The 22,582-nt window shown below is 71.4% G+C and carries 20 protein-coding genes; 11 read left to right on the forward strand and 9 right to left on the reverse strand.

Annotation, left to right across the window (positions count from 1 at the left end):
* The first annotated feature begins 19 nt into the window (after window positions 1-19).
* The 3 genes from CP970_RS16450 to CP970_RS16460 all read left to right on the forward strand — a co-directional run bounded on the left by CP970_RS16450 (window position 20) and on the right by CP970_RS16460 (window position 2,328).
* Entirely contained in the window at window positions 20-673 is a 654-nt protein-coding gene (locus CP970_RS16450; RefSeq protein ID WP_079043647.1) for an RNA polymerase sigma factor, read from the forward strand.
* Window positions 670-1,524 carry a hypothetical protein gene (locus CP970_RS16455; protein WP_055549492.1) on the forward strand — a complete coding sequence of 285 codons (855 nt, stop codon included), beginning with the start codon at window positions 670-672 and terminating at the stop codon, window positions 1,522-1,524. The genes CP970_RS16450 and CP970_RS16455 overlap by 4 nt, the downstream gene beginning before the upstream one ends.
* Window positions 1,525-1,596: 72 nt before the next feature.
* Window positions 1,597-2,328: a hypothetical protein gene (locus tag CP970_RS16460; protein ID WP_063806127.1), complete on the forward strand. Its 732-nt coding sequence runs from the start codon at window positions 1,597-1,599 to the stop codon at window positions 2,326-2,328.
* Window positions 2,329-2,408: 80 nt separating this feature from the next.
* Here CP970_RS16460 and CP970_RS16465 read toward each other — a convergent pair whose 3' ends face one another.
* On the reverse strand, window positions 2,409-3,704 hold the full coding sequence (locus CP970_RS16465) for a serine hydroxymethyltransferase (RefSeq protein ID WP_055549477.1): 1,296 nt from the start codon (window positions 3,702-3,704) through the stop codon (window positions 2,409-2,411).
* 281 nt (window positions 3,705-3,985) lie between these two features.
* On the opposite strand from CP970_RS16465, the gene rocD reads away from it, so the two are divergent.
* A complete protein-coding gene (rocD, locus tag CP970_RS16470; protein ID WP_055549479.1) occupies window positions 3,986-5,227 on the forward strand; it encodes an ornithine--oxo-acid transaminase in 1,242 nt (413 codons plus the stop codon).
* Window positions 5,228-5,386: 159 nt separating this feature from the next.
* A complete protein-coding gene (locus CP970_RS16475; RefSeq protein WP_150493474.1) occupies window positions 5,387-5,860 on the forward strand; it encodes a hypothetical protein in 474 nt (157 codons plus the stop codon).
* Here the strand turns inward: CP970_RS16475 and CP970_RS16480 are convergent.
* On the reverse strand, window positions 5,848-9,249 hold the full coding sequence (locus tag CP970_RS16480; RefSeq protein ID WP_055549483.1) for an AfsR/SARP family transcriptional regulator: 3,402 nt from the start codon (window positions 9,247-9,249) through the stop codon (window positions 5,848-5,850). The two genes, CP970_RS16475 and CP970_RS16480, sit on opposite strands and share 13 nt — an antisense overlap.
* Window positions 9,250-9,386: 137 nt before the next feature.
* On the opposite strand from CP970_RS16480, the gene CP970_RS16485 reads away from it, so the two are divergent.
* A complete protein-coding gene (locus CP970_RS16485) occupies window positions 9,387-10,460 on the forward strand; it encodes an NADP-dependent oxidoreductase (RefSeq protein ID WP_150493476.1) in 1,074 nt (357 codons plus the stop codon).
* Here CP970_RS16485 and CP970_RS16490 read toward each other — a convergent pair.
* Both CP970_RS16490 and CP970_RS16495 read right to left on the reverse strand, forming a co-directional pair.
* Complete coding sequence (locus CP970_RS16490; RefSeq protein ID WP_055554251.1) at window positions 10,438-11,622, reverse strand: glutathionylspermidine synthase family protein; 1,185 nt, start codon at window positions 11,620-11,622, stop codon at window positions 10,438-10,440. The two genes, CP970_RS16485 and CP970_RS16490, sit on opposite strands and share 23 nt — an antisense overlap.
* An 11-nt stretch (window positions 11,623-11,633) precedes the next feature.
* Window positions 11,634-12,020 carry a hypothetical protein gene (locus CP970_RS16495; protein ID WP_055554253.1) on the reverse strand — a complete coding sequence of 129 codons (387 nt, stop codon included), beginning with the start codon at window positions 12,018-12,020 and terminating at the stop codon, window positions 11,634-11,636.
* Between the two features lie 197 nt (window positions 12,021-12,217).
* Here CP970_RS16495 and CP970_RS16500 point away from each other — a divergent pair, with 197 nt between their 5' ends.
* Both CP970_RS16500 and CP970_RS16505 read left to right on the forward strand, forming a co-directional pair.
* Entirely contained in the window at window positions 12,218-13,081 is an 864-nt protein-coding gene (locus tag CP970_RS16500; RefSeq protein ID WP_055554255.1) for a hypothetical protein, read from the forward strand.
* 131 nt (window positions 13,082-13,212) lie between these two features.
* Window positions 13,213-13,590 carry a VOC family protein gene (locus CP970_RS16505; protein ID WP_055554258.1) on the forward strand — a complete coding sequence of 126 codons (378 nt, stop codon included), beginning with the start codon at window positions 13,213-13,215 and terminating at the stop codon, window positions 13,588-13,590.
* A 53-nt stretch (window positions 13,591-13,643) separates the two neighbouring features.
* On the opposite strand, the gene pdxR is transcribed toward CP970_RS16505, so the two are convergent.
* Complete coding sequence (gene pdxR, locus CP970_RS16510) at window positions 13,644-15,137, reverse strand: MocR-like pyridoxine biosynthesis transcription factor PdxR (protein ID WP_055554260.1); 1,494 nt, start codon at window positions 15,135-15,137, stop codon at window positions 13,644-13,646.
* Between the two features lie 47 nt (window positions 15,138-15,184).
* Between pdxR and CP970_RS16515 the strand changes: the two genes are divergently transcribed.
* From CP970_RS16515 to CP970_RS16525, 3 genes are read left to right on the forward strand one after another with little or no spacing between them, the layout of a single operon-like run.
* Window positions 15,185-15,709, forward strand: a complete 525-nt coding sequence (locus CP970_RS16515) for a carboxymuconolactone decarboxylase family protein (protein WP_055554278.1) — start codon at window positions 15,185-15,187, stop codon at window positions 15,707-15,709.
* Window positions 15,706-16,152: a carboxymuconolactone decarboxylase family protein gene (locus tag CP970_RS16520; RefSeq protein ID WP_055554262.1), complete on the forward strand. Its 447-nt coding sequence runs from the start codon at window positions 15,706-15,708 to the stop codon at window positions 16,150-16,152. Before CP970_RS16515 ends, CP970_RS16520 begins: the two co-directional genes overlap by 4 nt.
* On the forward strand, window positions 16,149-16,874 hold the full coding sequence (locus CP970_RS16525) for an isocitrate lyase/PEP mutase family protein (RefSeq protein WP_055554280.1): 726 nt from the start codon (window positions 16,149-16,151) through the stop codon (window positions 16,872-16,874). Before CP970_RS16520 ends, CP970_RS16525 begins: the two co-directional genes overlap by 4 nt.
* A 64-nt stretch (window positions 16,875-16,938) precedes the next feature.
* Here CP970_RS16525 and CP970_RS16530 read toward each other — a convergent pair whose 3' ends face one another.
* The 4 genes from CP970_RS16530 to CP970_RS16545 are packed head-to-tail and all read right to left on the reverse strand — an operon-like array spanning window position 16,939 to window position 22,529.
* On the reverse strand, window positions 16,939-17,904 hold the full coding sequence (locus CP970_RS16530; RefSeq protein ID WP_055554264.1) for an ABC transporter substrate-binding protein: 966 nt from the start codon (window positions 17,902-17,904) through the stop codon (window positions 16,939-16,941).
* Between the two features lies 1 nt (window position 17,905).
* On the reverse strand, window positions 17,906-19,873 hold the full coding sequence (locus tag CP970_RS16535) for an ABC transporter permease (RefSeq protein ID WP_055554266.1): 1,968 nt from the start codon (window positions 19,871-19,873) through the stop codon (window positions 17,906-17,908).
* Window positions 19,873-20,997 (reverse strand): quaternary amine ABC transporter ATP-binding protein, encoded by a 1,125-nt coding sequence (locus CP970_RS16540; RefSeq protein WP_055554268.1) that lies wholly within the window; start codon window positions 20,995-20,997, stop codon window positions 19,873-19,875. Before CP970_RS16540 ends, CP970_RS16535 begins: the two co-directional genes overlap by 1 nt.
* Window positions 20,994-22,529, reverse strand: coding sequence for a GMC family oxidoreductase (locus tag CP970_RS16545; protein WP_055554270.1), 1,536 nt, complete (start codon window positions 22,527-22,529; stop codon window positions 20,994-20,996). Before CP970_RS16545 ends, CP970_RS16540 begins: the two co-directional genes overlap by 4 nt.
* Window positions 22,530-22,582 lie beyond the last annotated feature (53 nt).

Genomic DNA, 22,582 nt, shown 5'->3' on the forward strand with positions numbered 1-22,582 from the left:
CGGCCGGTGTATCAAGAGTGTGAGGGCACAGGGGGAGGTCCTGGAGGGGGGCCGCGTCGTCGACGAGGGTGCGGTGATCGCCCGCGTGCGCGCCGGAGAGCCGGAGGCGTATGCGGAATTGGTGCGCGCGTTCACCGGTATCGCTCTCAGGGCGGCGACGGCACTCGGAGCGGGATCGGACGCGGAAGACGTGGTGCAGCAGGCCTTCTTCAAGGCGTACTGCTCACTGGGGAGATTCAGGGACGGCTCGGCGTTCAGGCCGTGGCTGCTCTCGATCGTCGCCAATGAGACGAGGAACACAGTGCGTTCGGCGGTCCGGCAGCGTTCGGTCGTCGGCCGCGAGGCAGCGCTCGCCGAGGCGGAGCCGCTGATACCGGAATCGGCGGACCCGGCCGTGGCGGCCCTGGAGGACGAGCGCAGGGCGGCGCTGCTCGCCGCCCTCGACCGGCTCAGTGACGATCACCGCCTGGTCGTCACCTACCGCTATCTCCTGGAGATGGACGAGGCGGAGACGGCCCAGGCGCTCGGCTGGCCGCGGGGCACGGTGAAGTCCCGGCTGAACCGCGCGCTGCGCAAGCTGGGGCAGCTGTTTCCCGAGGAGATAGAGGCGAGAGGGGAGAGCAAGGAGAGCAAGGGGAGCGGGGAGGGAGGTGGAGGGAGGTGGAGGACATGAGTGAGCGGCGCCGCGAGGACGACGACGCGGCCAAGGCGGCGCGGCTCCGCCAGGAGCTGCGGGCCCTGGGCCGATCGCTGGACGCGCACGGCGGGGGCGGCTCGGGCGGCGACTCGATGGCCGAGCGCGTCATCGCGCAGATACTCGCGGAGCAGCTCCCGCCTCCCGTGACCGAGCGGACCGGCCCCGTCGAGCGGCTGCACAGGCTGCGGCGCGGTCTTCGGATGCGCTGGCGGACGGTGACGGCCGCGCTCTGCGGGCTGCTCACGGTGCTCGCGCTCACGCCTCCGGTGCGGGCCGCGGTCTTCGAGTGGTTCGACTTCGGCGGCGTCGAGGTGCGGTACGACCCGTCGGCGACCCCGACGGGCAGCGCGAGCGTGCCCGCGTGCGCCGATCCGGTCCCGATGCGCGAGGCCCGGCGCCTCGCCGGGTTCGCGCCCGTAGTGCCGGACGCACTCGGCACACCGGCCGCGGTGTCGGTGACGCGCGAGCCGGGCGGCCGCGCCCTGCTCACCCTGTGCTGGCACGAGGACGGCAGGACGATCCGGCTCGACGAGTACCCGGCACTCCTCGACCCGGGCTTCGCCAAGACGGTGCCGCTGCAGCCCGAGTGGCTCGACGTGGGCGGGGAGGCGGCGCTGTGGTTCGCCCAGCCGCATCGGCTCACCCTCCGACTGACGGACGACGACGGCGACCGGTGGCGGCGCACCGAGCGCATGGCGGGCCCGACGCTGCTGTGGACGCGCGACCGGGAGCGGCTGACGCTGCGGCTCGAAGGGGTGGCGTCGAAGCAGCGGGCGTTGAAGATCGCTGAATCAGTTCGTTCCGGGTCCTCCGGATCGGGAACCTGAACGGCTCGGCCGGTGTACCAGAAGTGAACCGGTGCGGAGGTGCCGCGCCGAAGGGCGGCTGGGGGATCGGACATGGGGAAGGCAAGGGGAGTGTGCGGATCGGCGGTCGGGCTGGCGGCCGCGACCGCTCTGGTGCTGCTGAGCGCGCCACACGCGGCGGCCGGCGGGCCGACGAGCGTGCTGCTGGTCTCACCGGAGAGCACGGAGGTCGCGGCGCTGTACGTCAACGACGCGAGGTACGGCCAGTTGGAGCGCTCGCTCGAACCGGCCGGTTCCCTCGGCGAACCGGGCGAACAACCACCGGGCCTCGGCATCGGCGAGAGCACCCGCCAGATCAACATCACCTGGATGGTTCACGACGTGAGCACATGGCGGGTGGACCGCGTCTATCCCCCGCTGTCCGGCAAGAAGGATGCCGCCGTCTGGGTGCACCGCTCGACGGACGTCGGATCGCTCAACGGCACCTGGTACAAGGCCAAGGGGCCCGAGCGCCTGAGGTCCCTTTTCAAACAGATGGGGCTGCTGGGCAAGGCGTCCCAGGAGGGCAGTTCCGGGATCGCGCCGGACTCGCTGGAGACACCGGCGGCACCGGAGAAGAGCACGGACCAACAGGCGGCCGCCGCGAAGGGCGACGGCGGGGGCAGTTCCGACACCGACTGGCGGTGGGCGATACCGGGCGCCGGGGCAGGCGCGGCCGCCGCCCTGCTGCTGCGCGGCCCGGTGGCCGAAGGCTGGGCGGCAGCGACGACGTGGCGGCGACGGCCTCATGAGCCCGGTCCCCGACAGGAGCTGCGGGACCTGTGAACTGCCGTCCGCCGCGCCGGCCGGGCAGGCGGGCAGGCGGCGGGCACGGCGGACGGTACGGCAGTGGGGCAGACCGTGGGTCAGGCGGTCGGCAGGCCCGGCGCCGGGTACGCGGCCATCAGGTCGGCGACCTCGCGCCTGATCTTCGTCAGGGCGTCCTCGTCCCCGGCGTCCGCGGCGGTGACCGAGCGGTCGATCCAGTCGGCGACGGTCGGCATGTGCTCCGGGCCCAGTCCGCGCGAGGTGAGGGAGGGGGTGCCGATGCGGACGCCCGAGGGATCGAAGGGTTTCCTCGGGTCGAATGGCACCGTGTTGTAGTTCACGACGATCCCGGCCCGGTCCAGGGCCTTGGCGGCGACCTTGCCCGGGACGTCCTTGGGGGTGAGGTCCATCAGGATCAGGTGGTTGTCGGTGCCGCCGGAGACCAGGTCGAAGCCGCGGGCCAGCAGGGCCTCGGCGAGGGCCTTGGCGTTGGCGACGACGGCGTGGGCGTAGTCACGGAAGGAGGGCTGGGACGCCTCGTGCAGGGCGACCGCGATGGCCGCGGTGGTCTGGTTGTGCGGGCCGCCCTGCAGACCGGGGAAGACCGCCTTGTCGATGGCCTTGGCGTGCTCCTCGCGGGACATGAGCATCGCGCCGCGCGGGCCGCGCAGGGTCTTGTGGGTGGTCGTGGAGATCACGTCGGCGTGCGGCACCGGTGAGGGGTGGGCGCCGCCCGCGATGAGTCCGGCGATGTGCGCGATGTCGGCGACCAGGACCGAACCGGCCTCGCGGGCGATCTCGGCGAAGGCCGCGAAGTCGATGGTGCGAGGGAGGGCGGTGCCACCGCAGAAGATCAGCTTGGGGCGTTCCTTGAGGGCGAGGTCGCGGACCTCGTCGAGGTCGACGAGACCGGTGTCCTGGCGCACGCCGTACTGCACGCCGCGGAACCACCTGCCGGTGGCGGAGACGCCCCAGCCGTGGGTGAGGTGGCCGCCCATCGGCAGGGCCATGCCCATCACGGCGTCGCCGGGCTCGGCGAAGGCGAGGTAGACGGCGAGGTTGGCCGGGGAGCCGGAGTAGGGCTGGACGTTGGCGTGCTCGACGCCGAAGACGGCCTTGGCGCGGGCGATGGCCAGGCGCTCGACGAGGTCGATGTTCTGCTGGCCCTCGTAGTAGCGGCGGCCCGGGTAGCCCTCGCTGTACTTGTTCTGCAGGACGGTGCCCGAGGCCTCGAGGACCGCGACGGATACGTAGTTCTCGCTGGGGATCAGCCGCAGAGTGTCGGCTTGCAGCTGCTCCTCGGCCCCGACCAGGGCGGCCAGTTCGGGGTCGGTGGCCGTCAGCGCGGGATGGATCGGTCCAGAGCTGGGCCGGGCGGAAGAAGGGAGAGTCATGGCGTCCTCCGGGGCGAGCGGTGAGTGTCCGGTCGTGGTCCCGGGGTGCCGATGGGGCATCCCCCTGCTCGAGCGGAGCCGAAAGCTTGGGGAAGGGCGGCACCTCGAAGGTTTTGCCTTGCACGGCTTCCTCGGGGTTCGTTCCCCGTGCGCCAGTCGCCGTGCTGTAGGGGCCACCTTAGCTGGCGCGCCGATACGGCATGTTTCTTCGTCCATGATGCGAGCGACGATAGAAATTGGGCGCCACACCCGCCTCATGCCGCACGACGAACGGAGACCCCGTGTCGACCACGCCAGCTGCTTTTGCGTCATCGCCGTCGTCATCGGCCACCGAGGAGTTGATCGCCTCGGCCGAGTCGCACAGCGCGCACAACTACCACCCGCTGCCCATCGTGGTCGCGTCGGCCGAAGGGGCCTGGATGACCGATGTCGAGGGACGCCGCTACCTCGACATGCTCGCCGGGTACTCGGCACTCAACTTCGGCCACGGCAACCGCCGTCTGATCGAAGCGGCCAAGGCACAACTGGATCGAGTGACGCTCACCTCGCGCGCCTTCCACCACGACCGGTTCGCGGAGTTCTGTACGCGCCTTGCCGAGCTCTGCGGCAAGGAGATGGTGCTTCCGATGAACACCGGCGCGGAGGCGGTGGAGACCGCCGTGAAGACCGCGCGGAAGTGGGGGTACCGCGTCAAGGGCGTGCCGGACGGGCAGGCGAAGATCGTCGTCGCGACCGACAACTTCCACGGCCGGACCACGACCATCGTCAGCTTCTCCACCGACGAGGAGGCGCGGGCGGACTTCGGTCCCTACACGCCGGGGTTCGAGATCGTGCCGTACGGCGACCTGGGGGCGTTGCGGGCCGCGATCACCGACAACACCGTGGCGGTGCTCCTCGAGCCGATCCAGGGCGAGGCCGGGGTGCTGGTACCGCCGCCCGGATATCTGGCGGGCGTGCGGGAGTTGACCCGCGAGCGCGGGGTGCTGTTCATGGCGGACGAGATCCAGTCGGGGCTCGGCAGGACGGGACGGACGTTCGCGTGCGAGCACGAGGGCGTCGTGCCGGACGTGTACGTGCTCGGCAAGGCGCTCGGGGGCGGGGTCGTGCCGGTGTCCGCGGTGGTCGCCGACGCGGATGTGCTCGGGGTGTTCAAGCCGGGCGAGCACGGGTCGACGTTCGGCGGCAATCCGCTCGCCTGCGCGGTGGCGCTCGAGGTCATCGACCTGCTGTCGACGGGCGAGTTCCAGCAGCGGGCGACGGAACTCGGCGAGCATCTGCACGCGGAACTGGGACTGCTCACCGGCACGGGCAAGGTGACGGAGGTGCGCGGGCGCGGGCTGTGGGCGGGCGTCGACATCGCCCCGTCGTACGGCACGGGCAGGGAGGTCTCGGAGAAGTTGATGGAGCGCGGGGTGCTGGTGAAGGACACGCATGGGGCGACGATCCGGATCGCTCCCCCGTTGGTGATCAGCAAGGAGGACCTGGACTGGGGGCTCGACCAGCTGCGGGAGGTACTGAGCTAGATCTGCGAGGTTTGGGGCGGTTAGTCCCATTCAGACCTTTCAGGGCGCTCAGGCCGTTCGGGACGTTCGGGACGTTTGACCCTGGCGAGTCAGTCCGGTTTCCGCATAGCTTTGCTTCTCTTTTGTCCTGATTGGTGAAGCTGTGCGGGGTGGGGTTCTGTGGGGGTACGGGCGTGGCATTGGGTGGCGCTGGTGGCGGCGGTGCTGCTGCTGTTCACGGCCTGCCAGTTCGCACTCGGCGAGGAGGACAAGACCCCTCAGTACGTCAAGGACGGCACCGCCGACCTCGAACTGAGTGTCACCGGGCGGCCGACGCCGGAGACCCTATCCGTCATCGAGAAGGCTCTGGTGCGGCTGAAGGAACGGGACGTCGAAGGTCTTGCCGGGCTGGCGAGGGACGACGACGGGGCGAAGGACACCGCTCGGGCCTGGGTCAAGAAGTGGGGGGACGCGGCGCAGAAGCCGGTCGTCGTGGACTTCACCGACGACACGATCAGCACCTGGATCACCGAGCTCCGGTTCAAGGGGGAGCGGGAGCCCCTGTTGATGGACCTCAAGCACAAGGGCAAGGACAAGGGGGACCCCAGCCGTGAGATCGGCATCATCATGAGCCCCGGGTACTACGACCACTGACGGGGGTCGTCCAGGGCCGGGCGGATGCGGCGGAGGGCGCGGTCGATGTCCTTGCGTTCGGCGGGTGGCAGCGGCGCGCCCACTGACTCGCGGAGGGCGGCCGCGGTGCCGAGGAGTTCGGCGGCGTGGACGGGGTCGTCGGCCAGGGAGCGGGCGCCCGCGAGGCCTTCCAGGGCGAGGGCCACGGCGCGTTCGTCGCCGGTGGTGCGGGCCACGGACAGGCCGTCGCGGTGGAGTCGCTCCGCGCGCGGGGCGTCGCCGCGCTGTTCGGCCACGTAGCCGAGCTGGGCCAGGACCAGGGCCGTGCCGGAGTCGACGCCGAAGCGGCGGTTGAAGTCCAGCCAGGGCAGCAGGAGTTCCTCCGCGGTGTCCAGGTCGCCGCGGTGGCGGGCGCCGATGGCGAGGCCCGTCTCGGCGAACTGCTGGGCGGGGCGGTGCGACTGCTGGGCGGCGAGGCGGGCGGCGCGCTGGTGGTGGTCGGTGGCGGCGGGGTCGTCGCCGGTGAGGAGCGCGAGTCTGCCGAGGCGGGAGAGGCGGAAGGAAAGGTCGGTCCAGAGTTCGAGTTCTGCGGCGCCGCGCACGCCGTCGCGCTGGAGGCGGGCCGCTTCGTCGTAGTCGGCGGCGATCTCGGCGAGCACCCCGAGCTGTTCGGACGACTGCAACTGGCCCCAGCGGTCGCCGAGCCGGGCGAAGAGGGCGGCGCTGCGGACGGCGTTGTCGCGCAGGGCCACCAGGTCACCGCGGTAGAGGGCGCGGGTGGCCCGGGTGGACAGAGTTGCGGCCTCACCCCAGCGGTCGCCCGCGGCCCTGAACTCGGCGAGCAGCGCGTCGACCCGGGCGTCCTCGCTCGGCGTGTGGTCGAACCCGCACCGCGCGAAGGCGAGCAGCCAGCGGGAACGGGCATCGGCGGGGGTGGCGGCCTCACGCTCGCAGGAGAGCCCGTGCGCACAGCTCTCCTCGCCGGTCAGCAGGGCGAAGGCGGCATGGGCGGAGGCGGCGGCGGTACGGGCCGAGCGGAGGTCCGGGGCTTGGGGCTGGGGCTCGGGCTCGGGCTCGGGCTCGGGGAGGTTCAGGGCCAGGTTCAAGGAGTGCATGGCTTCGCGGAGGCGGCCGCGGAGGAACCAGTACCAGGTCAGGGCGTTGACCAGGCGCAGGGCCGTGGTGGCGTCGGCGTCTGCGGCCGACCACTCCAGCGCGGCGCGCAGGTTCACCGCTTCGCGGTCGAGCCGCCGCAGCCAGCTCCGTTGTTCGGGGCCGCGCAGGGCGGCGGCGCCGCGTTCGGCGAGGGCGGCGAAGTGGTGGGCGTGACGGCGGCGCAGAGTGGCGGTCTCGGCGGCCTCGTCGAGGCGTTCGAGGCTGTACGCGGTGACGGATTCGAGCATGCGGTAGCGGGTCTCGGGGGCGTCCGACATGTCTGATGCGTACGTGTCTGATGCGTACGTGTCTGATGTGTACGTGTCTGACATGTAGATGTCTGATGCGCAGACGTCGGATGCGCAGATGTCGGATGCGCAGATGTCGGACGTGTAGATGTCGGACGTGTACTTGTCTGACGTGTTCGCAGGGGTGCCGACCGTCGCCGGGGCGAGGAGGGAGCGGTCCACCAGGCGGGTGATCAGGTCGAGGACGTCGAGGGCGTCGAAGGTCTCGTCCTCCATGGCCCCCACCCCCGGCTCGGCCGGATCCCCCGGAGGTGACAGCACCTCCTCCGCGCTCTCCAGGGTGAAACCGCCGTTGAATACGGCGAGTTGACGCAGGGCCCGGCGTTCTGGGGGTGTGAGGAGCTCCCAGCTCCAGTCGATCATGGCGCGCAGGGTGCGCTGGCGGGCCGGGGCGTCGCGGCGGACCTGGTTCAGGAGGCGGAAGCGGTCGTGCAGGCGGTCGGCGAGGGCGTGTACGCCGAGGGTGCGTACGCGGGTGGCGGCGAGTTCCACGGCGAGCGGGATGCCGTCGAGGCGGCGGCAGATGAGGGCGGCGGCAGCGCGGTTGCCGTCGTCGAGGACGAAGCCGGGCGCTGCGGCCGCCGCGCGGGTGGCGAAGAGCCGCAGCGCCTCTTCCTCGTCGAGCGGCGCGACCGCCTCAAGGATCTCGCCCGACAGGGCGAGCGGCTCCTGGCTGGTGGCGAGGATGCGCAGGTGCGGCGCGTGGCACAGGAGTTCGGCGGCCAGGTCGGCTGCGGGGCCGAGGACGTGTTCGCAGTTGTCGAGGACCAGCAGGAGCCGACGGCCCACGAGCGCCCGCCCAAGCCTCCCGAGCCGCCCGGGTTGCCCCAGCCGTCCGGCCTCAGTCACCAGGACGGAGGAGGTCACTCCCGGCTCCGGCGGGTCCGCCGGGGCGTCGTCGCGGATGCCGAGGGCCGCCGCGACCGTGGAGGTCACCTCGCCCCGGATGCCCGCGAGTTCGGCCAGGTGGATGCCGTCGGGAAAGTCCTCCGCCAGACCCGCCGCCGACTCCAGGGCGAGGCGGGTCTTGCCGACGCCACCGGGCCCGGTGAGGGTGACCAGGCGTCCGGATGTGATCAGTTCGCGTACGCGCTTGACCGCCTGTTCACGGCCGATGAGGCCGGTGACCTGCGCGGGCAGGTTCACAGGCGGCCGATCCACGGCGGGCGCCGCGGGAGCCGCAGGCGCCGGTGTCGAGAGGTCCGCGTCCTGGCGGAGCATCGCCTCGTGCAGGGCGGCGAGTTCGGGGCCCGGGCCGATGCCGAGTTCGTCGGCGAGGCGCAGGCGCAGGTCGCGGTAGGAGTCCAGGGCCTCGGCCGGGCGGCCCGACCGGTACAGGGCGCGCAGGTAGGTGCCGCGCAGCCGTTCGCGGAGGGGTTCGCGTGCGACAAGGGGCGCCAGCTCATCGGCGAGGAGCGCGTGTTCGCCGAGGCCGAGGCGGAGTTCGGCCAGGGTCTCCTGCGCGGTGAGCCGCTGCTCGTCGAGGCGCGAGACCGTCTCGCGTACGAAGTCGGCGTCGCGGAAATCGGCGTACGCGGGCCCGCGCCACAGCGCCAGGGCGTCGGTCAGGAGTGACACTTTCGTACGGGGATCGGCGCCCGCGTCGTACGCACGCGAGGTCAGCGACGCGAACCGGTCGGCGTCCACGTCCTCGCGCGCGATGCGCAGCTCGTATCCGGCAGGACCGTGTGCGACGAGGCCGCGGCCGCCCGGCTCGGCCGCCTCCAGGGTCCGGCGCAGCTGGGAGACCTTCGTCTGGAGGGAGTTGGCGGGCGACGACGGAAGCCGGTCGCCCCAGAGGTCGTCGACGAGCGTGTCCACCGGGACCGGGCGGCCCGCCCGCACGAGGAGCGCGGCGAGCAGCGCGCGCACCTTCGGCTCGGGAGCGGGTGCGGCCGCCCCGTCCCGCGTGCGCACCACCAGCGGGCCAAGCACCTCGAATCGCATACGGCCACGTTAATCGGGCCCGCACGGCCGCTGACGGGCCCCCGTGCGCGGACCGTCAGAGTTCCGTGCGCGCACCCCGGCACGGTGGTTCCCGTAAGCGACGCAGCAAGAAGCCCGAAGCACCGGAAGGAATCGTCATGACCCTCTCCCGCGAAATCCGCCTCGCCGCCCGCCCCACCGGCGAACCCACCCCCGCCGACTTCGAGTTGGCCACCACCCAGGTCCCGGGTGAGGGCGAGCTCGCCGAGGGGCAGATCCTCGTACGCAACACCTGGATGTCGGTCGACCCGTACATGCGCGGTCGCATGGACGACGTGCCGTCCTACATCCCGCCGTTCCGGCTGGGCGCGCCGCTGGAGGGCAGCGCGCTCGGCGAGGTCGTCGCGTCCCACGCCCCCGGAGTGCCGGTCGGCGCGACCGTCACGCACTTCCTGGGCTGGCGGGAGTACGCCGTGCTCGACGCCGCCGCCGCGACGGTCGTCGACACCTCGATCGCCCCGGCCGACGCCTACCTCGGCCCGCTCGGCACGACGGGCCTGACCGCGTACGCCGCGCTGACCCGCACCGCGCCGGTGCGCGAGGGCGACGTCGTCTTCATCTCGGCCGCGGCCGGTGCGGTCGGCAGCGTCGCGGGCCAGATCGCCCGGGAACTCGGGGCGTCGCGGGTGATCGGCTCGGCGGGCGGGCCCGCGAAGACGAAGAAGCTCCTCGACTCCTTCGGGTACGACGCGGCCATCGACTACCGCGCGGGCGGCCTGCCCGAGCAGCTCGCCCAGGCCGCGCCCGACGGCGTGGACGTCTACCTCGACTCGGTCGGCGGCGACCACCTGGAGGCCGCGATCGGCGCGATCCGTCCCGGTGGCCGCATCGCGCTGGTCGGCGCCATCAGCACCTACAACGCGACCGAGCCGCCGCCCGGACCGAACAACCTCTTCCACGCCGCCAAGCAGGAGGCGACGCTGCGCGGCATGCTCGTCACCAGCCACCTGGACCTGTTCCCGGAGTGGATCGGCCGGGCGGCGCCGCTGCTCGCCGACGGCAGTCTGCGCACCGAGCGGACCGTCGTCGACGGCATCGAGCGGGCACCGGAGGCGTTCCTCGGGGTGCTGCGCGGGGCGAACACCGGCAAGATGCTGGTCCGCATCGGCGCCGTCACAGGGTCACATGCCGTCACAGGGGCACACGCCGTCACAGGATCACATGAGGGATGAACCTCGCGTACTCGTCCGTGATCAGCCCCGCCGACTCCCTGATGCCGAGTCCGGCCGCCTCGTCCTCGACGACCCACGCGCCGAGGACGACGCGGTTGCCGTCGAAGTCGGGCAACGGAGCCAACTCCTGGTAGCAACAAGGCTCTTCACGGAGGACCGGCGCGGCGCCCGGCTCGTGCACCGTCACTCCGGCGCCTTCCCTGCCGAGCAGCGGCTTCGCCACGTACCCCCGAGTGGTGGCCAGCTCGCGCGGCCCGTCCAGATACGCGGGCAGCAGGTTCGGATGCCCCGGATACAGCTCCCACAACACGGCGAGCAGCGCCTTGTTGGAGAGCAGCATCTTCCAGGCGGGTTCGATCCACAGCGTCGAGCCGGTGCCGCCGCCGTTGTCCAGGGTCTCCAGGACGTGCGGCGCGAAGCGGTCCGTGGTCAGCCACTCCCACGGGTAGAGCTTGAAGCAACTCCGCATGAACCGGAGCTTCTTGTCGACGAAGCGGCCCGAGAGCCGGTCCCAGCCGATGTCCTCCATGGAGATGGACTCGGCGGCGAGACCCGCCTGTTCGGCGGTCTCGCGCAGGTACGCGACCGTCATCAGGTCCTCGCCGAGTTCGTCGGCGGCGGAGTGCGCGAAGTACAGGGGGCCGCCGGGCGGCAGGAGCGGGGCCTGCTTCTTCCAGGCGTCGACCAGGCGTTCGTGGAGGGAGTTCCACTGGTCGGCGCCGGGGAAGCGCTCCTCCATCCAGAACCACTGGGGGCTCGCCGCCTCGACCAGGGACGTGGGCGTGTCGGCGTTGTACTCCAGCATCTTGGCCGGGCCCGTGCCGTCGTAGCGCAGGTCGAACCGACCGTACAGAGAAGGGAGTTCGGCCTTGCGCCGCCACGCCTCGGCGACGGCTTCGATCACCCTGGGGTCCGTGATGCCGAGGTCGCCGAAGCGGTCGTGCTCGACGATGTGGCCCGCCGCCGCGAGGCACATCGCGTGCAGTTCCTCGACGACCTCCTCCAGCGCCTCGACCTCGGGGAGCGAGAAGACGTAGTACGCGCTCTCGTCCCAGTAGGGGCGCAGCGAGTCGTCGGGGTAGCGGGTGAGCGGGTAGATGAGCCCCTGGTCCTCGACGGTCTGCTGCCAGCCGGGACGGGGGTCGATGACGCGGCGTTCCATGATTCGTACGCTCAGCCGCCGCCGCTGCCGCTGCCCGAGCAGCCGAAGCCGTCGCGGTCGACGGCCTCGCTGCGGCTGAAGGTGCCGTAGTCGGCGTAGCGGCCGTCGACGTCGGCGTCGTAGTACCAGGTGGGATCGGTGCGGCCGGAGCCCGTGCCGGTGCCGGTGCCCTTGCCGGTGCCGTACGAGCCACCCGCGCCCGTCTTGCGCCCCGAGGTCCCCGTCTTGCAGCCCTTGTCGCTGACGATCTTGTATCCGAGCATCGCGTCGTAACTGTCCCGGTCCACGCAGCGCCGGTCCGGGTCCGAGCCGCAGGAGGTCAGGGCGGCGGCGAGGACGCCCATGCCGCCGAGTACGACCGTGCTGGACCGCAGCCGCCGTGGTTGTTTCTGTGCCATTGTTCCGCTCCCCCGTCGTCTTACTTCGTACGTCGTGCTTCGTACGTCACGCTTCGTACGTCACGCTTCGTACGTGATCGGCGATCAGCGTAAGTAACCCCAGGCACGCCCTGCCCGGCGCCTCCCCTCGATGTCCCTTGGATCCCTTGGGTCTCCTTTGACTCGCCTTCCTCTACAGTCACTTCGTGTCTCTTGGGATGATTTGCGCTCTCGGTTCAGCGGTCTGCTTCGGCACCGCCTCAGTTCTCCAGGCGGTCGCCGCCCGCGCCACCGCGCCGGGCACCGGCTCCGGTGTCGACCCCGCGCTGCTCCTGCGCGCCCTGCGCCAGTGGCGTTACCTCGCCGGACTCGGGCTCGACGGACTCGGCTTCCTGCTCCAGATCGTCGCCCTGCGCTCCATCCCGATCTACGCGGTGGGCGCGGCGCTCGCCGCGAGTCTCGCCGTCACGGCCGTGGTCGCCGCGCGCCTCCTGCACGTACGGCTCAGCGGCGTCGAGTGGGGCGCGGTGGGCGTCGTCTGCGCGGGCCTCGCGATGCTCGGCCTGGCGTCCGGGGCCGAGGGCGAGCGCACCGGCTCGACGACGCTCCGCTACGTCATGCTCGGCGTCGCCCTCGCCGTGCTGCTCCTCGGCGCGGTGGCGGGACGGCTGCCCGACCGGGGCCGGGCCCTCGCGCTCGGCCTCGGCGCGGGCTTCGGCTTCGGCGTGGTCGAGGTGACCGTACGCCTGATCGACGACGTCTCGCCGGGCGCGCTCGTCACCAACCCGGCGACGTACGCCCTGCTGCTCGGCGGAGGCGCCGCCTTCTTGCTCCTCACCTCGGCCCTGCAGCGCGGCTCGGTGACCACGGCCACCGCCGGGATGGTGATCGGCGAGACGGTCGGCCCCGCGCTCGTCGGGGTGGTCTGGCTCGGCGACCGCACCCGCGAGGGACTCGAATGGCTGGCGATCCTCGGCTTCGCGGTGGCGATCGCGGGGGCACTGGCGCTCGCGCGGTTCGGCGAGGCGCCGGAACAGGCCGATGGGCCCGAGGAGTTGAGCGAGTCCGCACCGCAGGGCTGAGCCGCCCCCAGGGGGGCCTGCCTGGGCCGAGTTGACACCCCACGTCACAGAAAAACGCTTAGCCGCCGCCCACCCCACCCGGTACGGTCTCGTCGTCCTCACAGTTCCCACCTGGAGAGAAGGCCCCGACGATGGCATGTCGTATCAGTGAGCTCGTCCTCGGTTGCCGCGAGCCCGAGGCGCTCGCGCGGTTCTGGTGCGAGGTCCTGGACTTCGTGGTGCTCGATCAGGAGGAGGGCTGCGTCGAGATCGGGGCGCGCGACGGGTTCGGCGGCTCGCAGCCGACGATCATCTTCAGCTACCGGGAAGAGCCGGAGCCCGGCAAGACCCGGCTGCACATCGACGTCAACGCCACCGACCGCGACCAGGACGCCGAACTCGAACGCCTGCTTGCCCTCGGAGCGCGCCCCGCCGACATCGGCCAGACCGGCGAGGAGCAGTGGCACGTGCTCGCCGACCCCGAGGGCAACGAGTTCTGCCTGCTCAAGGCCCGCCTCAACCCGATCTGACGGTCATCAGGCCTCAGATCCTCAGATCCTCAGGTTCTCAGATCCTCAGGTTCTCAGGGAAGCACCCGGCACAGCGCCTCCAGCGCCCCCGCCCACGCGTGCTCCGCCGGTGTCCCGTACCCCACCACCAGCGCGTCCGTCTGCCGCGCCCCCGCGCGTGGATGCCGGAAGCGGGACAGGCCCTGCACCGCGAGACGTTCCCAGTTGGCGGCCTGGACGACGGACTGCTCGGTGCCCGGCGGGAGTTCGACGACGGCGTGCAGGCCCGCCGCGATGCCGGTGGCCCGCACCTCCGGGGCCCGTTCGGCGAGGGCGGCCACCAGTTGGTCGCGGCGGCGCCGGTAGCGCAGGCGGGCGGCGCGCACCTGACGGTCGTACGCGCCGGAGGTGATGAACTCCGCGAGCGTCAGCTGGTCCAGGGCGCCGCACGCCCACCCCGACGCGTCCTTCTCGCCGAGGACCTCGTCGCGCAGCGCGGACGGCAGCACCATCCAGCCGAGGCGCAGGCCGGGGGCGAGTGACTTGCTGGCCGTGCCGAGGTAGACGACGCGTTCGGGGTCCAGGCCCTGAAGGGCGCCGACGGGCTGGCGGTCGTAGCGGAACTCGCCGTCGTAGTCGTCCTCCAGGATCAGTCCGCCCTCGCGCCGCGCCCAGTCGACGGCCGCCGCGCGCCGCTCGGGACGCAGCGGCACCCCCATCGGGAACTGGTGCGCGGGGGTGAGGAGCACCGCCTTCGAGGCGCCCGCGCCAGACCTGCCGGACCCGCCGGACCTGCCAGACCCGCCGGACCCGCCAGACCCCAACCCCGCCGTGCACGTGCCCAGTTCGTCGAAGTCGAGCGGTGCCGTGCGCAGGCCCGCGCGATGCAGCAGGTTCCAGTGGACGTCCAGGCCGTACGACTCCACGGTCACCTCGGGCAGTCCGCGCTGCCGCAGCACCCGGCCCAGGATCGAGAGGCCGTGCACGAATCCGGCGGTGACGACGATGCGGTCGGGGTCGGCGCGCACGCCGCGCGCCCTCGCGAGGTAGCGGGCGAGTGCCTCGCGCAGTTCGACGCGGCCGCGCGGATCGCCGTACCCGAGCGCGTCGTTGGGGGCGGCCGCCATCGCGCGGCGGGCCGCCTTGAGCCACTCCGTACGCGGGAAGGCGGACAGGTCAGGGGTGCCGGGGGTGAGGTCGTACGTCGGCGCGCCGCCCTTCCTGCGCGGCGTCGCGGCCCGCACCGGCGGCGCGACGACCCGCTCGGCCACGCGCGTGCCCGAGCCCTGCCGCGCGGTGAGCCAGCCCTCGGCGACCAGGTCGGCGTACGCGTCGGCGACGGTGTTGCGCGCGATGCCGAGGTCGACGGCGAGCGAGCGGGACGACGGCAGTCGCGTGCCGGGGGCCAGGCGGCCGCCGCGCACGGCCTCGCGCAGCGCGTCGGTCAGGCCCTTGCGGACGCCACCGCGGGACCTGTCACCGTCGCGGGACGCTTCGCCGCCGCGAGACGCGTCGCCGCCCGTTTCCAGGTGCAGGTCGACGCCCAGAGTGGCCCAAGTTTCTCCCATGGAAATGGACCATACCCGTGGGCTACCACGACCGTAGGCTCATGGTCATGACGACGAACGAGAACACCACAGGAACCACGACAGGCGCCACCAAGGAGTACGTCCACGAGCACAGCCCCCGCCTGGACTGGGCCCAGCACGCCCCCGAGGTCTTCAAGGCCATGATCAAGCTCGACACGGCCGCCCGTAAGGGCCTCGACCCGGTGGTCTTCGAGCTCGTCAAGATCCGCGCCTCGCAGCTCAACCACTGCGCGTTCTGCCTCGACATGCACACCAAGGACGCCCTCGCGGCGGGCGAGAGCGTCGAGCGGATCATCCAGCTCAGCGCCTGGGACGAGTCGCGGCACTTCTACACCGCCAAGGAGGTCGCCGCGATCGAGCTGACCGAGGCGATCACCGTCCTCACCGACGGATTCGTCCCCGACGACGTGTACGCGAGGGCCGCCGCGCAGTTCGAGGAGGCCGAGCTCACCCAGCTCATCGCCGCGATCACGGTCATCAACGCGTGGAACCGCTTCGGCGTCACCACCCGCATGGTGCCGGGCCACTACAAGGCCGGGGACGTCAAGTGACCGCCCGTACCACGCACTTGGACAAGCGTGTCGCCGGGGCGATGAGCGCGCTGAGCGGCGCCGCCAAGCAGGGTCTCGGCGATCCCGTGCTCGCCGAACTCGTGATGATGCGGGCCTCGCAGATCAACGCGTGCGCGTTCTGCCTCGACATGCACGTGGACATCGCCCTGGAGAACGGCGAGTCCCCGAAGCGGATCGCGCTGCTCAACGCCTGGGAAGAGGCCGGGGAGCTCTTCACCGAGCGGGAGCGGGCGGCGCTCGCGCTGACCGAGGCGGTCACCGTACTGACCGAGGGATTCGTCCCCGACGACGTGTACGAGGTCGCGGCCAAGCACTTCGGCGAGGCCGAGCTCGCCCATCTCATCGGCCTGATCGCCGTCATCAACAGCTGGAACCGGCTGATGGTCAGCCGCCGCATCGCGCCCGGCGGGCCCGCGTGGTGAGCGCCGCCGGGACGCTGCGCGCCCTGCACCACGACCGGGCGCCCGGTGATCCGCTGATCCTTCCCGGGCCGTGGGACGCCGCGAGCGCGCGGGTCTTCGAGGAGGCGGGCAGCCCCGCGCTCGCCACGCCGAGCGCCGGGATCGCCCACTCCCTCGGGTACGAGGACGGGCAGGTGCCGCCGGACGAGATGTTCGCGGCGGTCGCCCGGATCACCCGGGCGGTCTCCGTGCCGGTGACGATGGACGCCGAGGCGGGCTACGGCCTCGGCGCCGGGGAGCTGGTGGACCGGCTGCTCGAAGCGGGCGCGGTCGGCTGCAACCTGGAGGACTCCCACGGCGGCGAGGACGCGGGAGTGCTCCGCGACCCCCGGGAGCAGGCGGACTGGCTCGCCCAGGTGCGGGAGGCCGCGGGGGAGCGGCTCGTCATCAACGCGCGCGTGGACACGTTCGTACGGGGTGTCGCCGATCCGGAGCGGGCGGTGGAGCGGGCCCGCCTGTACGTGGCGGCGGGCGCCGACTGCGTGTATCCGATCATGGCGCCGGTCGAGGCGATTCCCGTACTGCGTGCGGGGATCGAGGGGCCCATGAACCTGCTGGCCAGGCCGGGCGGGCCCGCCCCCAGGGAGCTGGGGAAGCTCGGCGCCACGCGGATCACGTTCGGCCCCGGTCTGCTGCGCCGGGCGATGTCGGCACTGCGGGGCATCGCGGACGAGCTGACGTAGACGCGAGGGTGCCGGGTGCCCTTCGAAAGGGCACCCGGCACCGGAGCAGAGCAGGGACGAACGCCTACTTAGGCAGCCACGACTTCCACTTCGCCGGGTTCTTGGCGATCCACGCCTTCGCCGCGTCGTCCGGCGACATCTTCTTGTCGGCGATCATCAAGGAGACCTCGTTCTGGTCCGCCTCCGACCACTTGAAGTTCTTCAGGAACGCCGCCGCCTCGCCGCCGTTCTTGGCGAAGTCCGCGTTGAAGTACTTCTGGAGCGGCGTGTGCGGGTAGGCACACTTGATCTTGGCCGGGTCGGCGTCGCAGCCCTCCTTGTACTCGGGCAGCTTCACCTCCGTCATCGGCACCTTCTCGAACAGCCACTGCGGCTTGTACCAGTAGGTGAGGAACGGCTTCTGCTTCTTGGCGAACTGCTCGATCTGGGTGATCTGCGCCGCCTCGGACCCCGCGAAGACCACCTCGTAGTCGAGGTCGAGGTTCTGCACGAGGGCCTTGTCGTTCGTCACGTACGACGGGGAGCCGTCCATGAGCTGGCCCTTGTCGCCGCTCTCGGACGTACGGAACTGGTCGGCGTACTTGTTGAGGTTCTTCCAGTCCGTGACGTCCGGGTGCTTCTTGGCGAAGTACGTCGGGACGTACCAGCCGATGTGCCCCGTCACGCCGACGTCGCCGCCGGGGACGATCGTCTTCTTGTCCTTGACGTAGCGCTGTTCCTGCTCGGGGTGGCCCCAGTCCTCCATGATCGCGTCGACGCGGCCCTGGCTGAGGGCGTCCCAGGCGGGCACCTCGTCGATCTGGACCTTGTCGACCCGGTAGCCCAGCTCGTTCTTGAGCAGGTACTCGGCGACGGCGACGTCCGCCTGCGCGCCGACCCAGGACTGGACCGAGAGGGTCACCGTCTTGGCCCCGGCGGCGTTCGCGTACGGCGACGCCTGCTTGGTCATGTCGGCGGCACCGCAGCCGGAGAGCGCGAGCAGCGCGCCGACCGCCGTGACCGCACTGGTCACACGCGTACGAACTCGCATGTCACGCTCCCTTCTTCGCGCGGCGTTCCGTCGGCTGCGTGACCCGGTCGAGCATCAGGCCGAGGCAGACGATCGCGGCACCGGCCACCAGGCCGGTCGCCAGGTCGCCCTGCGCGATGCCGAACACCACGTCGTAGCCGAGCGCGCCACCGCCGACCAGACCGCCGATGACGACGACGGCGAGGACCAGGACGACGCCCTGGTTGAGGGCGAGGAGCAGGGCGGGGCGGGCCAGCGGGAGCTGGACCTGGCGCAGCTGCTGCCAGCTGGTGGCGCCGAGGGAGCGCGAGGACTCCATCGCGGCGGCGTCGACCTGGCGCAGGCCCTGCGTGGTGATGCGGACGACGGCGGGCAGCGCGTAGACGACGGCCGCGGCGACCGCGGGGGCGCGGCCGATGCCGAAGAGGGCGACGACCGGGATGAGGTACACGAACTGCGGCATCGTCTGGAAGACGTCGAGCACCGGGCGCAGCAGCCGTTCGAGCCGTGTGCTGCGGGATGCCGCGATGCCGATCGCGAAGCCGAGCACCACCGTCACGGCGACACCGGCGAGGACCTGCGAGAGCGTGTCGAGGGACTTGCTCCACACGCCGAGCACGCCGATGGCGGCCATCGCGGCGACGGCGGTGAGCGCCGTCTGCCAGGTGCCGATCAGCCAGGCGAGCGCGGCGACGATGAGCAGGACCGACCACCAGGGCAGGCCCTGGAGGCCGTCGCGGACCGGGTTGAGGACCCAGGTGGTGAAGTGCGCGGCCCAGTCGGCGGTGCCGCCGACGACGGGCACGTCGGTGTAGAGGTGGTCGACCATCCAGTCCTTGGCCGTGTTGACCGAGGGGGCGATGTTCACGACCCATCCGGTCGGCCAGTCCACGCGGTCCGCGAAGCGGGCGGCGAGCGCGGCGACGACGGTGACGGCGGCGGCGACGGACCAGCCGCGCCAGCCGCGCAGCGGCGAGTTGTCCTCGACGTGCGCGCCCATACGCTCGCCCGCGGCGCCGGTCACCCGGTCGAGGACCACGGCGAGCAGCACGATCGGGATGCCACCGGCGAGCGCCTGACCGACGTCGACGGTGGACAGGGCCTGGTAGACGCGGTCGCCGAGGCCGCCCGCGCCGATAACCGAGGCGATGACGGCCATGGAGAGCGCCATCATGATCGTCTGGTTGACGCCGAGCATCAGCTGCTTGAGGGCGAGCGGCAGGCGCGCGGAGAACAGTCGCTGGCGCGCGGTCGCGCCCAGCGAGCTGACCGCCTCCATCACGCCGCCGTCGGCGCCGCGCAGGCCGAGCGCGGTGAGCCGGGCCATGGGCGGGGCCGCGTAGACGACCGTCGCGATGATGGCCGCGGGCACGCCCATGCCGAAGACGAGGGCGAACGGCAGCAGGTACGCGTACGCGGGAAGGACCTGCATGGTGTCGAGGACCGGGCGCAGGATCCGGAAGATCCGGTCGTTGAGGCCGCCCGCGAGGCCGAGCAGCAGACCCAGGATGACCGAGGCGAGGACGGCCACGATCATCAGGGCGAGCGTCTGCATGGTCGGCACCCACATGCCGAGCAGGCCGCACACGGCGAACGACGCGGCTGCCATGACGGCGAGCTTGACGCCCGCCACGCGCCAGGCGATGAGCCCGGCGGCGGCGGTCACTCCGGCCCAGCCCGCGGCGAGCAGCACCAGGTAGACGCCGCGCACCGACAGGACGATGGCGTTGCTGATGTGCCCGAAGAAGTAGGTGAACAGCCAGTGGCTGTCCCGGTTGTCGATGATCCAGTCGGTGGTCTTGCCCAGCGGCTCGGTCAGGTCGACGGTGAGCGCGTCGGGCCAGGCGCCGGACGCCCACTTGGCGTTGAGGATCGGCACGACGACGGCCGCGGCGACGGCGAGCAGCAGGAGCTTGCCGACGGCACGGTGTCGCAGGAGCGCGCCGATTCCGGTATCTCGTACGGGACTCGATGCGGTGGCGGTGGCCATCAGGCGACCACCTCACCCTTGCCGGGGGCCGTTCGCGCGGCGGATGTCGTACCCGCGACCACGTCGAGCAGTCCGGCGTGGTCCACCACGCCCAGGCAGCGCTTGCCGTCCATCACGCGCACCGGGAAGCCGGAGCGGGCGACGGCCTCGATGGCCTCGGCGACCTTGGCGTCGGGCGCGAGGGCCGCGCCGCGGGACTCCTCGTCGGCGTCGGCGGGGCGCATCGCGCTGCGCACGGTCATCACGTCGGCGCGGGCCACGTCGCGGACGAAGTCGCGGACGTAGTCGTCGGCCGGGGAGCCGACGATCTCCTCGGGGGTGCCGAGCTGGACGACGCGGCCGTCGCGCATCAGGGCGATGCGGTCGCCGAGCTTGAGGGCCTCGCTGAGGTCGTGGGTGATGAAGACCATCGTGCGGCCCTCCTCACGGTGCAGCCGGACGACCTCTTCCTGCATGTCGCGGCGGATCAGCGGGTCGAGCGCGCTGAACGGCTCGTCGAACAGGAGGACTTCGGGGTCCACGGCGAGGGCGCGGGCCAGGCCCACACGCTGCTGCTGACCGCCGGAGAGCTGTCCGGGCTTGCGCTGCTCAAGACCGTCGAGACCGACCTTCGCGACGACTTCGAGGGCCTTGGCGCGGCGCTCGGCCTTGCCGACGCCCTGGATCTCCAGGCCGTACGCGACGTTGTCGAGGACCGAGCGGTGCGGCAGGAGCCCGAAGTGCTGGAAGACCATGGCGGCGCGGTGCCTGCGCAGTTCGCGCAGCCGGGCCTTGTCCATGGCGAGGACGTCCTCGCCGTCGATGGACAGGGCGCCCGACGTCGGCTCGATGAGCCGGGTCAGACAGCGTACGAGGGTGGACTTGCCGGAGCCCGACAGGCCCATGACGACGAAGACCTCGCCCTTGTTGACCTCGAAGGACACATCGCGCACGGCGGCGGTGCAGCCGGTCTGCTCGCGCAGTTCGGCGGGGCTCAGGCCGTGCAGCGAGGTGTCCTCGGGTATGCGCTCCGCCTTGGGTCCGAAGACCTTCCAGAGGTTCTTGACGGCGAAGACGGGGTTGCCGCCGCCCTCGCCGCTCGTCTTGTCGGTGTCCGTGGATGTCGTCACGGCGGCCTCGCTCATCGAGCGTCACCGCCAAGCATCTCGGCACATTTCTCCCCGACCATGAGTACTCCGATCATCGGGTTCACGGCGGGCATCGTCGGGAAGACGGATGCGTCCGCGATACGGATTCCGGCCATGCCCCGGATCTTCAACTCCGGGTCCACCACTGCGAGTTCATCAGTGGAGGCACCCATTCGGCAGGTGCCCGCAGGGTGGTAGACGGTGTGCGCGGCCTTGCGCACGAGCTCGCTGATCTCGGCGTCCTCGGTGACCTCGGGGCCGGGGAAGACCTCGCGCTTGAGCCACTTCTTGAACGGCTCGGCCTCGGCGACCTTCCGCGCGAGCTTGATGCCGTCGACGAGGGTCTGCCCGTCGTAGTCGCCCTCGTCCTCGAAGTACTTGAAGTCGAGCGCGGGCTTGACCTCCGGGTCCGCCGACGTCAGGTAGAGACGGCCGCGGGCACGGGACTTGGGGATGTTCGGCGTCATCGACACACCGTGCTCGGGGCGCTCGTAGCCCAGGCGCTCCGGGTTGTCGGTGAACGGAATTTGGTAGAAGTGGAACATCAGGTCCGGGCCCTTGTGGGCCGGGTCCCGCTTCACGAACAGACCGGCGTCCGAGTCCATCGCGGAGTTGCCGGGGATCGGCCCGTTGGTCTCCCAGACGATGACCGACTCGGGGTGGTCGATGAGGTTCTCACCGACGCCGGGCAGGTCGTGCACGACCGGGATGCCGAGGGCTTCGAGGTCCTTCTTCGGACCGATGCCGGAGTGCATGAGCAGGCGCGGGGTGTCGACGGCCCCGGCGCAGACGAGCACCTCGTTACGGGCGGTGAGGAGCTTCTCCACACCCTCCTTCGTACGGATGTGGACGCCGCGCGCGGTCTTGCCCTCCAGCTCCAGCTTGGTGGCCCAGGTCTCCAGGAAGAGGTGGAGGTTGGGGCGGTCACCGGCCTCCATGTGGGGGTGCAGATAGGCGACCGACGCGGAGGAGCGCTTGTTGTTCTCCGGGTGGTACGAGAGGTCGAAGAAGCCGACGCCCTCGTCGAAGGGCTTGTCGTTGAAGCCGACGACCTCGGGGACGCCGAGCGCGCTCTTCGTCGCCTCGACCCAGTCGGTGGCGATCTGGTTCTGGTCCTTCTTGGCGACGCGCACGACGTTGTTGCGCAGCTTGCCGAAGAAGGGGTCCATGGCCTTGGCGCCCCAGCCGGTGGCGCCCGCCTCTTCCCACTCGTCCCAGTCGGAGGGCAGCGGCTTGAAGGAGATCAGGGTGTTGTGCGACGAGCAGCCGCCGAGCACCTTGGCGCGGCTGTGCAGGATGTGCGAGTTGCCGCGCGGCTGCTCCGTGGTGGTGTAGCCGTAGTCGAGGTCGCCGCCGAGCAGGCCGAGCCAGCGGCGGAGCGTGAGGACGTCCTCGCGGTCGATGTCGCTGGGGCCGCCCTCGATGACGGCGACGGTGACGTCCGGGTTCTCGGTGAGGCGGGACGCGATCACCGATCCCGCGGTGCCGCCACCGACGATGACGTAGTCGTACTCGGTCTGGTCAGACATGCGTGCGTGCTCCTCTTCCTGCGAGGTCGTGCGAAGGTGCTTGCGCGTAATGA

This window comes from Streptomyces kanamyceticus (genome assembly GCF_008704495.1).
Lineage (GTDB): Bacteria > Actinomycetota > Actinomycetes > Streptomycetales > Streptomycetaceae > Streptomyces > Streptomyces kanamyceticus.